We start from the raw sequence: 16,775 nt of genomic DNA, 5'->3' as shown, positions 1-16,775 counted from the left end.
CCCTATCCCTCCATCGTCTCAGATAAACTGTCACTTGGCATTGCATCAGGTTGCTTGCACTTACTCGTCATCTCATAATGCTTACCTTTCACTGAGGATTCATGTATACCATGCATCGTTTCTAGTACATGATAAGCAAGTTCACCATTTGCCCGTGGTTTCCGCTCTTCTCGCAAAGCGTTCACCATGTCCACCACTCCAAGCCCACGGCTATTTTCAATCGATCCATGCGTAAGCGAAACTTCCTTCCATTCAACTTCTCCCGCATTTCTTACTAGTACCGGACCGCCGAATGTATTCGGATCAGGTACACTTAACGATCCATTCGTACCGTAGATTTCTAGAAAAGGAGTTTTCGCTCCCCATACATCAAAGCTCGTGATGATCGTACCGATCGCACCATTTTCAAAATCCAAAATGCCTGCAACGTGCGTCGGCGTTTCAACCTTAATCGTCTCTCCAGACTTCGGTTCGCTTATAATCACCCGTTCAGGCGAAGTGATCCGCGCTGATCCTGTAAGTCGACGAATCGGGCCAATTAAATGTATGAGAGCAGTTAAGTAATAAGGACCCATATCAAACATCGGCCCCGCTCCCTCTCGATAGAAAAAGGCTGGATCAGGGTGCCAGCTTTCCGGTCCATGACCCAGCATGAAGGCGGTCGCAGCAACTGGTTCCCCGATTGCGCCATCCTCGATTAGTTTCTTGCACGTCTGAAGTCCACCACCGAGAAATGTATCAGGCGCAACACTTACTAAAAGACCTTTTTCCCTCGCCTTCGCTAGCACCTTTTGCCCGTCTTCAAGCTTTATCGCTAGCGGTTTCTCAGAATACACATGCTTTCCTGCTTCTAATATGCGTAAACTAACTTCCGCGTGTGCCGCAGGAATCGTTAAATTAAGAACAAGCTCTATGGTCGGATCTTCCAAAAGGACATCCACATCCAGAACACGAGGAATCTCATATTTCTCTGCTTTCTCAACTGCTTTTTCGTGATTCAGATCAGCTACTGCAACCACTTCAAGATTCGCATACTCGCGAAGATTCGTTAAATAAATGTCGCTAATGTTGCCACAGCCGATGACACCAATTTTCATTTTCTCCATACTCTCCCACTCCTTTCCAAGTTCCCTAACCTTTCACTGCACCACCCGTTAGTCCTTTTACTACTTTTTCTTGTGAGAACAAGTACACAACGAGCATTGGAAGACTCGCAAGTGTTAATGCCGCCATCAAACCAGGGACATTTACTGAAAACTCTCCATAGAAATCTTGCAATCCTAATGGTAGGGTCATGTTCTCAGGGCTAGACACGAGAACGAGCGCAAAGATAAATTCATTCCACAAATGAATAAAATTATAAATAAAAACCGTCATAAGAGCCGGCGTTAACATCGGCAGAATTATGCGCCAAAAAATACCGAAATGAGAACAACCATCAATCTTAGCAGCTTCTTCTAATGACTTCGGAATTTCTTGCATAAATTGCGTTAAAATAAAGATCGAAATGGGTAAACTGAAAGCAATATAAGGTCCAAGTAAAGCTAGCAATGAATCATACAACCCCATATTTTGAGACAGCTTAAAGATCGGGATAAGCGTGGCATGAATTGGTAGCATCATTCCAGATATGAAAAGAAGAAACAAACCACGGTTAAACTTGAAATTCATTCTACTTAATGGATAACTTGCTAGAGCAGCAATTAACATAACCGCCACAACTGCCACAACCGAAACTAGGATACTGTTTAAAAAATAACGAGTTAGCCCCATCTGGAATACATCCGCGTAGTTACCCCACTCGATCGAGGTAAAAATGGCAAATGGTCTTTCAAAGAAAGTGCTCTGATCTTTTAATGAGGTCGAAATCATATAAACAAATGGATAACCTGTGAAAACCAAAAGTAATAATCCGATTAGATACAAAGGCATCTTCCTGAGTGATTGCACCATTAGAAAGCCCCTTTCTTCTTGCGGTTATAATCAACGATTTGGATAAGTACAGTAACAACGAGCGCAATGAGAAACATTAGAAACGCAATCGCACTTGCATAGCCCATGTTGAAGTTAATAAAAGCCTGCTTGAACATATAAGTGCCCATCAGCTCTGTTGCGTGATTCGGTCCACCACCAGTCATAATATAGAAAATATCAAAAGCCTTTAAGGATCCAACAATCGCTAGAATAGACGAACTCACAATGGTTGGCATAAGCAAAGGTAACGTGATGTGGAAGAACTTCTGCCAGGAATTCGCTCCATCGATTTGGGCAGATTCATAGAGTTCCTCTCCTATCCCGACCATAGCTGCCTTAAATAGGATCATATAAAAAGGTGAGAACTGCCAAACGACTACTAATAAGATCGCAATCAACGATGTGTTTTCATCACTAAGCCATGCTACATTTTCAAAGCCAAGTAAATTCACAATCTGATTAATAATCCCGTTGATTGGGTCAAACATATACACCCATAAGAGGCCGATCGCAACCGTAGACATTAAGAATGGAAGAAAATAAACGCTACTAAACAAGCGAATGCCTCGTATAGGCGCAAAAAGCATCAGCGCCATGATCATGCCGAGTGGAATTTGGACAAAGACAGACGTCAGAACAACCCATGCATTGTTCGTAAGCGAAGTCCAAAAGACGGCATCGTGAAATAATTGAACGTAATTATCGAGGCCAATAAACGTTTTGTCATTCGTTCCATCCCAGCTGTAGAAGCTATAACCTAATGTCGATAAAATGGGGTAAATCACATAGACAAGATAAACAATAAGGGCTGGCGCTGTGAATAAACCAATTGTGACCGCTTTTCTCATATTGCGCTTCTTCGTTCCGTGAGCCACTCTCGCCGTCTCGCTTCTTCTCGCCACTTCAGCTGTTTCCATATGTAAAGCTCTCCCTTCTGTAGATAAGAAAGAGGGGACTCATCCCCTCCTTCACTTATTCAAGAAGCTCTTCTGCCTTGGCTTCCATTTTGTTAGCTGCTTCTTCTGGCGTCATTGATAGACCGAATAGTGCCTGCGTCGTATCTTTATGAAGTTCAGCAAGCTCTGGAGGAAGTGTCTGGTCATAAGGCATTTGAATATGAGAAGCATTCTGAGCTACATCATAGAACTGCTTTACAAATTCATCCTCAGGAACAACATCTTTTACAGCTGACAGCGTTCCCGTGCGATCCGTGAATTTCTGTGCTGTTTCTTTACTCGTTAACGCTTGAATAAACTCAGTTGCTAAATCAGGATTTTTAGATTCTTTTGCAACTGACCAAACCGGTCCAGTGGCACCACCGACTTGCGTTTCATTTCCTTCCCCACCTGAAATCGTCGGGAATACGAAGAAACCAAGTTTCTCCTCGAACTGTGGAGCTTCTTCTCTCACGTTATTTAAGAAAGAAATCGTCATATCCATCATCGCAGCTTGCCCTGAGTACATGAGCTGTCGACCGCGACCTTCATCGTAAGGAATACCGTTAAATCCAGCATTAAATGCATCCATCTTTACGAGATCTTGAATATACTCACCCGCTTCAACATAAGCAGGGTCATCAAAACCGCGTCCTTCGCGATTAAATGCGCTCTCGAATAAATCTGGTCCACCAATTCGACTGGCAAAATTCATTAAATAGTACGCTCCTGGCCATTTCGTTTTATTCGTTAACGCAAGTGGCGTCACATCATTCTTTTTCAGCGTCTTAATCACTTCAGTAAATTCCTCATACGTCTTTGGTTCTTCAAGGTCATACTCTTCAAAGATTTCTTTGTTGTAAAAAATCACATCGAGAGATAAACCTAATGGAACCCCGTACACCTTTTCATCGAATGTCCCGTTATTTAATGCCATTTCTAAGTAATGATCTTGATCGATATTTCCAGTAATATCCTGCACGTTTCCCTGATCAACGAAATGCTTCAACCAGCCGCCACCCCAGCTCTGAAAGATATCTGGAGGATTTCCACCTGACATCGAGACAGCTAATTTCTGTTTGTAAGCATCGTTTGGTGTTTGAAGCAACTTCACCTTCACACCATCATGTTCTTCTTCAAACTGCTTCGCTACTTCCTGAAAAAGCTTTTCCCGTTCACCCGTTTCAATGTGCCAAACTTCAATTACCTTCTCATCCCCGTTGCCAGAATCAGAACTTCCTGATGCTCCCTGGTTCCCCCCACACGCCGCTAACAGCAACAACATCAAAACCGATAATAAAGCCGTTACTTTCTTCATGCTTTACCCCCTAATTTGTAGTAATGACTAGATAGCAACTGATCAAGAATGCTTACTAAGGAAATAGTTCATACTCATTTCAATACTTTCCAGAGGAGAGCGCTTACATTTATCTTGTTCAACAATCCACCAGTCAACGTTAGACACATCGCCTTGATTGAGGACTCCATTAAGGTCAACCCCTCCTGTGCCGAGCTCAGCGAAGAATTGCTCCCCATCCGTGGTCATGTCTTTCAAATGAACAAGAGGCGTGCGATCTTGATATCGCTTCATCCACTCTACAGGATTTTCCGCAGCCCGAGTGAGCCAATAAATATCAAACTCCGCCTTCACCCATTCTGGGTTCGTTTCATCTAAAATGGTCTCAAGCGCCGTTTTACCATTCGACAGCCTCTCTAATTCAAAATCATGATTGTGATAACATAACGTGATCCCTTCTTTCGAGCACTCTCGTCCAATGTCATTCAAGCTTCGAATGAGCTCCGAATATCCTTCCTCGGTTCGCATTTCAGGTGCAATAAACGGACAAACAAGCTTGGTACTTCCAATTTCATGCTGATACGCAATCACACTACTTAAATCTTCCAATAGTTTATCGAGAGGAATGTGGCTAGAAGCTGCCATCAATCCAAGCTCATCCATTACTTTCTTCAATTCTTTTGCAGACATATCGTAATACCCTGCGAACTCCACACCTTGATAACCGATGTCCGAAACCTTTTTCAAAGTACCAATAAAGTCCTTTTCACTTTCCTCTCGTAACGTATACATCTGTACTGCAACAGGTATATTTGCCATTTACTATCTCTCCTTTAATAGTTGATTAGTTTAAATCAGCCGATAGTCAGTTCTTCACCTCCTGGAAATAGTAGACTTCACAAATGTAATGGATTACATTTGTGAATATAATTGTTTGCTGAAGAGCTTATAAATAAGGGTTTCTCCACCTCTTATAAAGTAAACGATTACATTTCAGTGAAACAGAATAGTCATCAAGACTAAACCTGCTTTTTATAACCGCATGACTCTCTGATAATAAGTTTCGTATCAAGTACGTGCTGCTTTTTCGTTAAGGTTTCACCATTAATTTGCTTCAAAAGGAGTTCCATAGATCTTTGTCCCATTTCCATAAAAGGTTGCGCTACTGTCGTAAGCGACGGCTCAAAGATATCTGAGAACTGAATGTTATCAAAACCAACAACTGCAATGTCTTCCGGTACTCGAAGCCCGTGAGCTTTTACCGCTTTAACGGCCCCCATCGCCATGCTATCATTTGCAGCAAATATAGCTGTAGGAGGGGTTTCCAATGCAAGAAACTTATTCATCTGATTGTAACCAGAATCGTACTTATGATCTCCCTCTTGAATAAGTACACCATCGACTCCTATGCCGTGCTCAAGAAGCGCCTGTCGATAACCTTTTAACCGATCCCGACTTAACGAAATATCTAACGGACCTGTAATCATTCCAACTCGTTGATGGCCAAGCTGCAGTAAATGCTCCACAGCATTACGTGCACTACTAATATTATCAATGGCTACAGTAGGAACGTTGAGACCTGCAATAAAGTCAGATGTAAGCACAACAGGATATTTGTCAGCAATGTCGGTAATAACGTTGTTATCCAACCTCGTTGTTAATAATATCACCCCATCTACCTGTTTCTGCTTCAACTCTTCAAGATAACTGTAAGCTTTATCCGGATCTTGATAGGTATTTCCAAGAAGCACTTTGTAACCCGATTGATGGGCGATCAAGTCAATTCCGGCAATCATTTGCGGAAAAACATTATTCTCAATAGAAGGAACCATCACGAGGATCGTCTTTGTTTCAGTCCTTCTAAAATAACGAGCCAGAACATTTGGCTGATAGTTTAATTCTTCAATTGCCTGAAGCACCTTCATTCGCGTTTTTTCTTTTACAGCATCAGGATTTTGAATTACCCTGGACACAGTAGCTGTTGATACATTCGCAAGCTTTGCTACATCTGTCATATTCGCCATTTCAATTATCTCCCTAGTGTTTAAAATAGTATCTTTATTTTAAACTATAAATGGCTGATAGTGAGAATTCAAGCAAAATGTAATGGATTACATTTAGTGAACGGATTATCCATTACCTGCAACTGATGTTTATTATAGAGAATAAATAGGCAAACTTCAATAGATTTCAGAAAATTTATTTAATTAAATTAATTAGAATGCACTTACGATACTTAGATCCCCCTCTCCTCGGATCTAAAATTCATTCTAAACAAATCCACAAAAAAGAGCCCAACGTAACCTAACCATTGGACTCTCAAAATTAATGTGACCTTAACGTTGCGAGAAGTTTGCCACCTACTTGATTAACAATAGGGTATTTTTTATACCTTCTCCACATTGCGGAGACAGCATCGCTGCTCTTCAACACTTCTTTGAGCGTTTTTCTTCTTGTTACTTCTTTCTCTTTTTTCTTAATTTCAGAAAAGATCCTTGAGCTGTTACCATCATCAATATAGTTAAAGTACTCAAATCGCTTGCTGCTAATTTCAGGTTTTTCAGCGAAATTCGTGCTCGCATACTCTTCGAATTTTGAAACTAACGCTGCGGAAGAGTATGCGACATCTCCAAATAATTCTTTGTTAAGATCCATATAACTTCCCTGCAATTCATTATACTTACTCAAATCAAAATGGAAAAATAGCACTGGCTTCTTTTGATAATACATTTCCCAGGCGACACTGGAATAATCCGTAATTAACATACTGGAGCGCATCAGGAGATCATTAATCTTTTCCTCACCGAATTGAATGACTCTTACATGCTCATTTTCACTAGTAAAATGGGCGACATAGGGCATGAATTTAGGATGAACATAGAAATTGAGAAGCAAATTATTTTTCCTTAGCGTGTCATGTAGCTCATTAGAGTTTAGCAGAGCATTATAAGCTTTATAGTAATCGGATAGCACAAATTCGCCTTCTTCTACTTCATCAAGCCAATTCCGCCAGGTCGGCATAAGAAAGACCTCTTTTTTCCCGCTATCGGTTGGCTCTTGGGAACGGTCTTCTACTACATCCCATCTTGATAAGCCCGTCACAATAATGTTCTTCGCTTTATATCCAAAGTGGTCCATGACGATTTGCTTTTCAAAATCGGAGGACACAACGAATAAATCAGCTGAATTCGCTGAACCAACCTTAAACGTATTTTCTACCTTCTTCAGTCCCAACACACCGTGCTGTAGAAAGACGTAGCGCTTACTATTCACATAATCACGAATCGGTCCACGAGCCACCCTCCAGGCATAACCGTGTCCCTTCGCTTCAGATGAAACAATCACTTTGGAAGATAGGATTAAAAAAAGGTGTTTAATGCTCATGAAATAAACGACTCGTTCCTTATAAGGAATTAAATTGCGTTCATCTTCAGACCCTTTTTTAATAACATAGTAAACCTTCTTACCTTTATGTTCTTCAAAGCAATATTTAAAGAAGTAATAGGCATTATCTTGCGCTGTTTCTGAATATTTCTCATGAATTAACCAGGTAGGTTTCCAAAACGCATTCCAGTAGAAAAGGATATACAAATAGTACGCAATGTACTCATTCATTTTGTACTTTATGCTCTCATATTCGCCTTTATAGCGATAAGTGATACTAACCCCACCATTAATCGTGATATAGGGATAGATCATGTAGCCATTGGATTGATTTAAAGTGTATTTCCCCATCCGATGTTTCAATTGCTTATGAATAAGTAAATTATCACTAACTACTCTAATTAATCTCGTCTCGTGATTATTTACTTTTACTGAAATAAAAAAGTCCCAATAAAACTGTTCAAATTCAACTTCATTTAATTGAATGCGGAAACTTACTTTTTGTTTATTAGCGGACGTTTCCACCACTTTATGATAAGGTACACTTACTCGTTTACTCTTATCACTACGTAGCCTTAGGACGAGCTCCTCCACTTCGAAGCTTTTTATTCTCTTCATTGAAACCGTAGCCGTCAACTGCAGTTCACCATTTTGTTTAAGATTCAAACGATGAAGAGAAACGTTACCAGGATACTTACTTTTTAAATATTGCTCCTCAGTACTAACGTAAAATGAAAATTCATGATCATTTGTTAAATAAGGTGAAAGATAAAGATCATCCGTTATAGGAAGATGACCGACATGCCGTTCGAGGTGGTTGAGAGGGTTATTATACTCACCGACTCTTCTTACCTCAACTAGGTTAGCGTGCCGAATTTCAACAAAAAGATCCCAGCGGCTTGTGTTAGTAAATAATTCATTGAATTGGCTTATAGACACGCCGATTTCTTCCACCGAACCATGTAAATGACGGGACACCTCCAAATTCACGATCTCATCTCTTTTACGTTTCTTCAAATAAAATTGAATTTCATTCGCATATTCGATGAAATTCGTAGAAACATCAAATAAGATGCGATCGTGCGTAACACGTAAGTTCTGAGCATGAAGCTGCCCCTTCACTATTTTTGTAGATGAAGGTTGCACGATTGGGGTCACTTGACTATTCTCAAAAATTAACGAATAAACTTCAAGAGTGTTTCCACGCTTAAAATGAAGTTGAAGCTCACCTTCTCCATTCACATAGTCATTCTTGTTTTCATTATGAATTGTTAAAGATTTATCTTCTGGATGATAAGATGAAGGGATCTTTCGAGAAGTTAAATCGTTCGTGTGAACCATTACTGGTGAAGAAGGAAAGTACTGATCGATATGTAGAATGAGGCGGTTGTCTTCTTCTTCCATGGAGATGACCTGACTTTGGAAGTCAACAACTTCATAACTAACTTTTTCTAGCTCACTTATACTCCCTATATGCAAGGAAAGTTCATTCCGATCCGTAAGATAAGGAATCCAAGAGTGCTGCTCCATTTCAACAATCGGTTTCAAATACCTGTGTGGTCTAGAAGCTATGGGAGCTTGATAGACACCAATTCTCTTTCTATCCATGCTTTTACTTCGACCATTTATTACAAAGAAATCCCATTTTCCTGAGTTTAATCCACTTAAATCCTCTTTAAATAACCTGAAATTGATAAAAGAACCTACTCTTTCTTGTTTAAAGTCCGGCCATATATATTCTTCATTTTTACGATTTATTAGACATAGATTGAGAGATTCTAGATCAAGAATTTCTTCATTTTTTATCTGGAAGCTTAACATCTCTCCATCCCATCGCACATCGTTCACTGCAATATTTCTTCTCTCAACTTGATGACGTTTAACAAGCATTTATCTCTTCCTTTGTACCATTAATTTTCCTTTTAATTAGGCAAAAACAGCTATTTATTTTCACACTCAACTAGACGCATCATAGATCTTTATCCATAACAATAGCCTGAACGTAATTTACAAATTCTTTACAAAGAATAAATCAAAAAATACCTCGTTTTCTATTTTCAAAACAAAAGATCGTTTGATTGAAATAACGGTAAAAAACTCTACTCCCTTAAAAGAGATGTAAAGTCGAATGATTGGATAGTCGTTTTCGGATTCCATTTATACCCATTGAAAACCAATGATAACCAACACATAACGTTAATATTACCACTTATAGATTCGTTTTCAAGCATATCTGACTAAAAACTAGTCAATTAGTCATGCATGTGTCTATTCTCATAGATTGAGATCCGCTTCTTATCACACTAATTTTAACGGAGATATTGATACAAAAAAACCCATCACCTAAATATGATGGGTTCTTTACGTTCATTGGAATGGATTAATCAAACGTTTAATTAATTCCAAGTTCCTGTTGATTCAGCATCTTTGTTTTAACAACAGGGCCTTTTATCCCCTCGATGTTGATGACAATTAACCTTACTAGCTTACTAATGAAAACCGACGTTCCAAGCACTAGGGTGAAGATAAGTACAATATATTCTTTTTGCCATACTGCATCTGGCAAAATACTTGAATACGCGAAAATCATGAATGGAAAGATAAAATAGAGGCCTATTGTGTTTTCCCCAATGGAGTGCAAGAAAATATCCAACAGCACCACTTTTCTAACTGATCGATAAATCCCCACCAAGGTTATCGTTATCACAGGCACCGTTATCATAAGAAACCATTCTGCCTGATAGATAGAGCCATTCATCAAATAGTAGGTAACCTCGAAAAGAATTAATCCAATCAATGGTACAAGTCCGAATCGATTGAATTTCTCTAGAAAGTTCTGTACAGAATCCCAGTGCCGAGCTAAGTAACCTCCAAGAACAAAGAAGAAAAGCCATTTCAAAAGCAAACCGTCTTGGGCCAGAAATGCATTACCTTCCGTTAAGACTGGAGATACGAAATAGTAATGAACCAGTCCAGTAATAACTAATAGAATCGACCAACCAGCTTTAGTTTGAACAAGCTTCAGTAAAGGGAGAAATAGAAGAAATTGTAGAACGACTGAAATAAAAGACAAGTGATAGAATGAATCCCCCATGGCAAAAGTAAGAATAGAATCTTTCCAACCGGTAAACATCTCTACGTTCATGGCTACTTTTGCAAGAACAAGATAGAAAAGGCTCCAGAGAACGAATAGAAGAATAACCTTAGAAACTTCAAAAGCACCTAATCGCTTCTCCTTCTTCGGCGATGGTTTAAATAGATATAAGCTAACGATCACTGCAAACATCGCAATCCCAAATTGACTGAGTTGATAAGTAATAGAGCTAACCTCATTCAATGACTGTCCTTCTCCAAAGAAAAGCATTTCCAAAACATGAACGAGTATTAGAAATAAACAAGTAATCGCACTTAGAAAAATGATTTCGCTTTGACCTTGATTCGTTCTCTGCATGAGCTCACATCCCGTTGTGGTTTGACTTGATACCTCTATTATAAGGATGTGACTCTCGCTGTGGAGGGATAATGGCTATTCTTTACAAAACATTAATAGAGCTGACATGATCCTTACAATGCCTTCATCCGCACTAAATAATATTCTCGAAAGAGCAAGAATAGCCTTCGACAAATATCGGGGAGTGACAGGCACCGCGAGCCGACCGCGAGCCGCAACCGCACCACCGACAGCAAAAATAAGACTGCTAAGCTACGCTTAGCAGTCTTACCCCATTCCATCAACTTGCTTCTTTCGCAACAAGATACACTTTCTTGTTCCTTTTAACAAGAAAGACATATGCTCCTACGGCAATCAGTTCACATGCTGCAATCACAAGAGCCATTGATAAACCACCTTCCCCTAATCCTACAATTGGGGCAACAATAGCACCGAGAAGAAATGGTAATAAACCAAGTAATGCTGAAGCACTTCCGGCATGCTCAGCTTGATTTTCAAGTGCTAGTGAAAATACGGATGTATTCACCACACCTACACTTGAGACGGTGAAAAACAAAAGAATGCAAACATAGATAACAGGTGCATCCATTGCAATCACCATTAGCAATAAAATACTGCTGATCATAGCTTGCGATAGACCGTAAACAAGCAGGCGACTCTCCCCAATTTTTCCGGCGAGTCTTCCTGTAGTTTGGGTCGCGATGATTAGTCCAACGCCGTTCAACGCAAAAACAAGACTAAACATTTGAGCAGATAGTCCATACACTTCTTGAAGCACGAATGTGGAACCTGAAATGTACGCAAACATCGCACTCATCACAAATCCTTGTACGAGCACATAACCGAAAAAGACTTTATCTTTAAAAAGAAGTCCGTACGTCTGAAGAACCTCTTTGAACCCTCCTGTTTTTCGCTTATTAACAGGCAGTGTTTCTTTTAATCCAAATAGAACCGCAAAAAACATAATGGCGCCGATTACAGTTAATACGCCAAAAACACCACGCCATGATAAAAATTGGAGAAGCTGTCCGCCTGCAACTGGCGCAGCTATTGGTGCAATTCCATTCACAAGCATAAGTAGCGCAAAGTACTTCGTCATCTCTGTTCCTGAGAACTTATCACGTAGACTCGCTCTTGAAATCACCATTCCGGCTGCACCTGAAAGTCCCTGAAGTAAACGAAGGGCAATGAATGGCCAGATCGACGTCACAAACAGACAAAGTAACGAAGCGATCGTATAAATAGTTAGTGAAATGATGAGTGGCTTACGCCTTCCCTGTATATCACTAAATGGTCCAACCACGATTTGCCCCAGCGCTAAACCAATTAAACAAGCTGTTAAACTTAGCTGTGCCATAGACGCATTGGTTTGCAAATCATCAGCCAACGTAGGAAGTGCCGGTAAATACATATCAATTGTTAAAGGACCAAACGCACTAAGAGCACCAAGTATAAAAATAAAGAAATAAATGGATTTCTTTGAGCCGCTTGAGGTCGCTGTTAATTCTTCTTGTTTCATAATTGCTCTCCCCTCAATATCTTATAACAGAACAATCATAAACCCTCCAGTAACTGGAGGGTCAAGTTTTTTATTATCTTGAAGAAGAATTTAGTGGGAAGAGTAACTGAAAAGAGCTAATGAATTTGTGAGTTCAGCGTATCCTTAACCCCTACTTATTTAGAACCGACTCACTCCTTTTACCCCTTAGCACTCATATATGAACTAACCTTCTTCATTCTCGCCGATCTTTTATCATACGTTTTAGTTCTTCTGTTTCACTTAGCTGTTGCTCCTGGTAAGTCATGATCTGAGACAGTCCAAGCAGAATAACCCCAAAGAATAAGCTACTCCCAATAACGTTCAAACCACCAAACCAGGATTGAGATACATTCCACACAATGATGCCAGTGATTACTCCAAAAATAAGAATCATCCAACCCACTAAGAAGGCGGCCACTTTAATCCCACTGTCTCTCTTTGTATTCATGATAGCACCTCTTTTTTGTTATTATTTTAACACGAACTGGTAATTAACTGGATGTGAATAACAACCTTCTAACACGAAAGAAGGCACTAAGGACTCGTTTCTATCAAACTAAAAAGCACCCCTGGAAGTGACCCAGAGATGCTTTAATATACCTTTTCGAATTGTCATTATTTCTTCAACAACCGATTAATAACATCTTTATCAAACGACTTATACCCCTGGGATATAGCCCAGTCCATCATATCCTTACGATCAGGATGATTCACATCATTAACAATTTGGAGGAATTCTTCAAATCCACCTTCTCCACCTACATCTTCAGGAGGAGCATTCCCTTCCCCATCAAGGCAGACAGAATAATTTAAATCTGAATTTTGAATGATTCGTTCTACCTCAATTTCATGCACCCAGTAATCTCCATAATCGTAGGTATACACCATGCTAGCAGGCAGATAATCCGAAAGTTTCTTTCCTCCCTCTAATGCCATTGGCGTTTCTCCTTGAAAGTCAAAAGCATGCTTACTACTGACTAAGTTCATCAGTGGACGATTATTATGTTTATCTGCTTCCAAAGGATAAATCATGAAATCATGAAGATGAGCATTCATCCACCCAAAAGTGGTTTGTAAAATTCTATGGAAACTCGAAAAGGTTGTATTCGTCGGTACTCTTAACCTTCGCCATACATTATAATCCCTGAGTTGCAGCGTTACCTTCAGAACTACCGCCTCTATACTAAAAATCTCCCCACCTGAAAGCTCTTCTAAGTCTTTGTACAATTCCTCATTTGGTACAATGTAGCTATTCTTTCCGTTTCCATACAACGTATTGCTAACCCATTGACTCAATTCTTCTTGGATAATTGTATCAGGGTCAATCATATCTTCACCGAATTCCACGTTTTCACAAGCTTTGTTTAATCTCGCAACCGTCGTGGGATTTTTAGTTTTGGCATAAGTCGTCTGTCCTGCGTTCTGAACGACTTGATTAATAATCTCTTTCTTAATCCCTTCTGCCGCATACACTCGTTCAATTCCTTTAAGCAATAGCTGATCCAATTGCTTAAAGTCTTTCGCTTTTACACCATATAGTACAATTGCATAGCGATTTTGATCATTAACGAGAACCACTACCTTTTTCCGTCCAAGCTTAATGACGTTAGCATGCCAAGAATGTAAAGGTTCCTCATCTACATCTATCGCTACGTCGCCTTTCACTTCATCTAATAGTTTTTTGGTGCATTGAATTAGCATGTAAGAGCTCCTTTTTAAAGTTCATTTAGAAAAAGACCCACTCAGTCAGTAAATCTCGCTTCATGTATTCATTCTCTAACTCCAGAAGTGTTTCGTCAAATGGCGAATGACTTATATCGTTATGAATGAAACTAGTATTCCGCTCTAACTCCCCCTGTAACTCAAACCAGTCCACTGCTTTACATAAAATAAAACAGCGGGAGTTAAACAAACGTTTGTTTAACTCCCGCACCATTCATTTAATCGTCTTCTGAAACCCTCTTAACCTCTTGAAGCAACGGCTCATACAGGTCTGAACCTTTTTTTACATAATGAAGTTCCTTCACCCCAGGTACCTTTAGGTGTATTGCTCCACTTTCCTTGTTGTACCACAACCTTAATCCATCGAGAAAAACGGACTTTTCTGTTTCGGAAACTTCTAGTTTCATCATTTATCTCTCAATCCTTTCTTTAGTTTAGTAGTGCTCATCAACAAATACCTGCTCTTCATCAGCAGACAATAACCGACTCGCCTTTCCGACTGACCCGTTATTCAAGCTCCAGAGCTCGTTATGAACGTAGACCGCATTTTCAAAATTTCCGTTTTTCCATTTCATTAACGCTTGCTCATATAAATCGTAATGTTCATATTCTCCCTTACCTTCGACTTGATCCAGAATGGCGAGCATGTCGTCAATACGCTCATCGGTCATTTCAACAAGCGTCCATTTTTCATCAGCAAAAACTTTCTGATGTGTCATGCCGTGAAGAGTGTTCATAAAATGTTGTTCACTCGGTATATCATTATTCGCTGTTGAATCCGATCCATCATCAATATAGCGTTCATGATCAATCTCATCTGCCGCTTCTGCTGAGCCCTCATCAGATGCTTCAGTTACGCCTTTGTCTTCTAGTAAAGTTGTATTCATATCTGAGATAAACCAATAGCCAAGTCCAAGAGCCAAAAGGACGATTGATACGATTGAAATCAGTATTGTTTTAGTGGATGGCATGTTTGGGACAACTCCTTAGTATGATTGTTCGTTCAATTTATCTTTTCGTGCTAGATCTATGATTCCAGCCAGGTTAACGATACTTTGCTTAAGGACGACATATTGTTGTTCAATTTCTCTCGCTTTCTCAATGCTATCGTCTTCAAGAGATGCGGAGTCGTTTGCAAGAGTGTCCGCTTTTGTATAGATTTTATCTATCTCGCTTTTTAATGCCGGAAGTTCATCCGAATAGTTCATCGCTAGTTCCATCCGATCTCTCACTAACGCACTCCGATCATGGATTTCTTTAATACCATCAACGTTCACAACCCACCTAAAATCAACTTCATTATTATAGACTCCCACGACAGGAGGCGATAAAAGTTCGACTTCTATGTCAGCTGCCTTTTCATTGATATATCCCATAACGACGCCCATATATTGATCTTCTGTCGGAAGAGGTTGATCGTCAACTTCAGGGTCTCTTTGCCCCCAATTAATACTCGAAATATATCCAGTATCTTTCGAAAAACTATAACCATTCTCGTATTCAATATTGGACGGAATTTCTGAATCCTCCAATGAAATGCGATTTTCTTCTGGCAACTCCCATTTCAATAAATAGTCATAAATTTTTTGGTAATGCTCATCAGGAAATTTCCTTTTATCAAATTCAGCTTGTTCATTCTCCATTTTTTTCTCTACTTCATCATCACCAACAGATAAATCTGGTTGTTCTTGTTCTTCTTTTTCCAGCCCTTGTTCTGTTCCAAAATAATTAGCAACTCCATTAGACCCAAGAATAAATACCAAAAGTAAACAAGTAACGAAAGATAGAGCTGGGACCAATCGTCTTGGTTTCCGCTTGGAAGAACGACTATGAATTACGGTGTAATAAATCCGCTCCTTCTCCCTCTCACTCACCTCGCCCTTCTTCAATACCGTTCCATCCATATCCTTACGAAGATTTTTCAGCTTGTCTTCCATCTAATCAACCTCCTTATAAAGCTCACGAAGTTGCAATTTAGCACGCCTTAATCTTGTTTTAACCGTCTCTGTTTTAATACCTGTTAATTCTTCTATTTCCTGAAGACTTAAATCCTCATAATAGAACAATATAACCACTTCTCGATATTTCACCGAAAGCGAAAGAACCTTCTGAGAAATCTCTTCCCCTTCGCTCTTTTGAACGAGTATCTCATCAAGACCAGCCGCCACCTCCACCTTTTCATCCCCACGAAAAGGAACCATCGACCTGAACCACTTACTCTTCAAATAATCTTTGCATCGATTGACCGTAATTTTAAACAACCAGGTTTTATAGCTACTTTCTCCCCTGAAATGATCTATATTTTTAAAACAAGAAATAAATACTTCTTGCGTAATATCATCCGCTACCGCCCAATTTTTCACATATGTATAAGCAAGCCGCTTAATCTGCTCGGCAAAGTCATCAATCAACTCCCTAACGATTTCATTTCTCTCAAACTCATTGTCTGTTTTTTTCTCCCCCCAACTAGCT

The 16,775-nt window shown here is 39.7% G+C and carries 15 protein-coding genes; all 15 read right to left on the bottom strand.

Annotated elements, in window-relative coordinates; genetic code table 11:
* Positions 1-2: 2 nt before the first annotated feature.
* The 15 genes from ACIFPW_RS07660 to ACIFPW_RS07590 all read right to left on the bottom strand — a co-directional run bounded on the left by ACIFPW_RS07660 (position 3) and on the right by ACIFPW_RS07590 (position 16,714).
* Complete coding sequence (locus ACIFPW_RS07660) at positions 3-1,106, bottom strand: Gfo/Idh/MocA family protein (RefSeq protein ID WP_430243248.1); 1,104 nt, start codon at positions 1,104-1,106, stop codon at positions 3-5.
* Between the two features lie 25 nt (positions 1,107-1,131).
* Positions 1,132-1,953: a carbohydrate ABC transporter permease gene (locus tag ACIFPW_RS07655; protein ID WP_283153465.1), complete on the bottom strand. Its 822-nt coding sequence runs from the start codon at positions 1,951-1,953 to the stop codon at positions 1,132-1,134.
* On the bottom strand, positions 1,953-2,891 hold the full coding sequence (locus tag ACIFPW_RS07650; RefSeq protein ID WP_430243246.1) for a carbohydrate ABC transporter permease: 939 nt from the start codon (positions 2,889-2,891) through the stop codon (positions 1,953-1,955). Before ACIFPW_RS07650 ends, ACIFPW_RS07655 begins: the two co-directional genes overlap by 1 nt.
* A gap of 55 nt (positions 2,892-2,946) precedes the next feature.
* Complete coding sequence (locus tag ACIFPW_RS07645; RefSeq protein ID WP_430243245.1) at positions 2,947-4,227, bottom strand: extracellular solute-binding protein; 1,281 nt, start codon at positions 4,225-4,227, stop codon at positions 2,947-2,949.
* A gap of 42 nt (positions 4,228-4,269) precedes the next feature.
* A complete protein-coding gene (locus tag ACIFPW_RS07640; RefSeq protein ID WP_430243243.1) occupies positions 4,270-5,025 on the bottom strand; it encodes a sugar phosphate isomerase/epimerase family protein in 756 nt (251 codons plus the stop codon).
* A 200-nt stretch (positions 5,026-5,225) separates the two neighbouring features.
* Positions 5,226-6,230 carry a LacI family DNA-binding transcriptional regulator gene (locus ACIFPW_RS07635; protein WP_430243241.1) on the bottom strand — a complete coding sequence of 335 codons (1,005 nt, stop codon included), beginning with the start codon at positions 6,228-6,230 and terminating at the stop codon, positions 5,226-5,228.
* Between the two features lie 301 nt (positions 6,231-6,531).
* Entirely contained in the window at positions 6,532-9,480 is a 2,949-nt protein-coding gene (locus ACIFPW_RS07630) for a CDP-glycerol glycerophosphotransferase family protein (RefSeq protein ID WP_430243239.1), read from the bottom strand.
* Positions 9,481-9,982: 502 nt separating this feature from the next.
* Positions 9,983-11,041 carry an acyltransferase family protein gene (locus ACIFPW_RS07625; RefSeq protein WP_430243237.1) on the bottom strand — a complete coding sequence of 353 codons (1,059 nt, stop codon included), beginning with the start codon at positions 11,039-11,041 and terminating at the stop codon, positions 9,983-9,985.
* A 280-nt stretch (positions 11,042-11,321) separates the two neighbouring features.
* Positions 11,322-12,560, bottom strand: coding sequence for a multidrug effflux MFS transporter (locus tag ACIFPW_RS07620; protein WP_430243235.1), 1,239 nt, complete (start codon positions 12,558-12,560; stop codon positions 11,322-11,324).
* A gap of 214 nt (positions 12,561-12,774) precedes the next feature.
* Complete coding sequence (locus tag ACIFPW_RS07615; protein WP_430243234.1) at positions 12,775-13,029, bottom strand: hypothetical protein; 255 nt, start codon at positions 13,027-13,029, stop codon at positions 12,775-12,777.
* Between the two features lie 167 nt (positions 13,030-13,196).
* A complete protein-coding gene (locus ACIFPW_RS07610; protein ID WP_430243232.1) occupies positions 13,197-14,282 on the bottom strand; it encodes a plasmid pRiA4b ORF-3 family protein in 1,086 nt (361 codons plus the stop codon).
* Positions 14,283-14,521: 239 nt separating this feature from the next.
* On the bottom strand, positions 14,522-14,713 hold the full coding sequence (locus ACIFPW_RS07605; RefSeq protein WP_430243230.1) for a hypothetical protein: 192 nt from the start codon (positions 14,711-14,713) through the stop codon (positions 14,522-14,524).
* A 24-nt stretch (positions 14,714-14,737) separates the two neighbouring features.
* Positions 14,738-15,274 carry a DUF6241 domain-containing protein gene (locus tag ACIFPW_RS07600; protein ID WP_430243228.1) on the bottom strand — a complete coding sequence of 179 codons (537 nt, stop codon included), beginning with the start codon at positions 15,272-15,274 and terminating at the stop codon, positions 14,738-14,740.
* A gap of 15 nt (positions 15,275-15,289) precedes the next feature.
* Complete coding sequence (locus ACIFPW_RS07595) at positions 15,290-16,240, bottom strand: hypothetical protein (protein ID WP_430243226.1); 951 nt, start codon at positions 16,238-16,240, stop codon at positions 15,290-15,292.
* A complete protein-coding gene (locus ACIFPW_RS07590) occupies positions 16,241-16,714 on the bottom strand; it encodes a sigma-70 family RNA polymerase sigma factor (RefSeq protein ID WP_430243224.1) in 474 nt (157 codons plus the stop codon). It abuts the gene before it with no gap.
* Positions 16,715-16,775: the final 61 nt, after the last annotated feature.

It is taken from the genome of Pseudalkalibacillus sp. NRS-1564, assembly GCF_050467905.1.
Taxonomy (GTDB): domain Bacteria; phylum Bacillota; class Bacilli; order Bacillales; family Guptibacillaceae; genus Guptibacillus; species Guptibacillus hwajinpoensis_B.
Note: the sequence above shows the minus strand (reverse complement) of the source record. Positions and strands in the feature narration are given on the sequence as shown.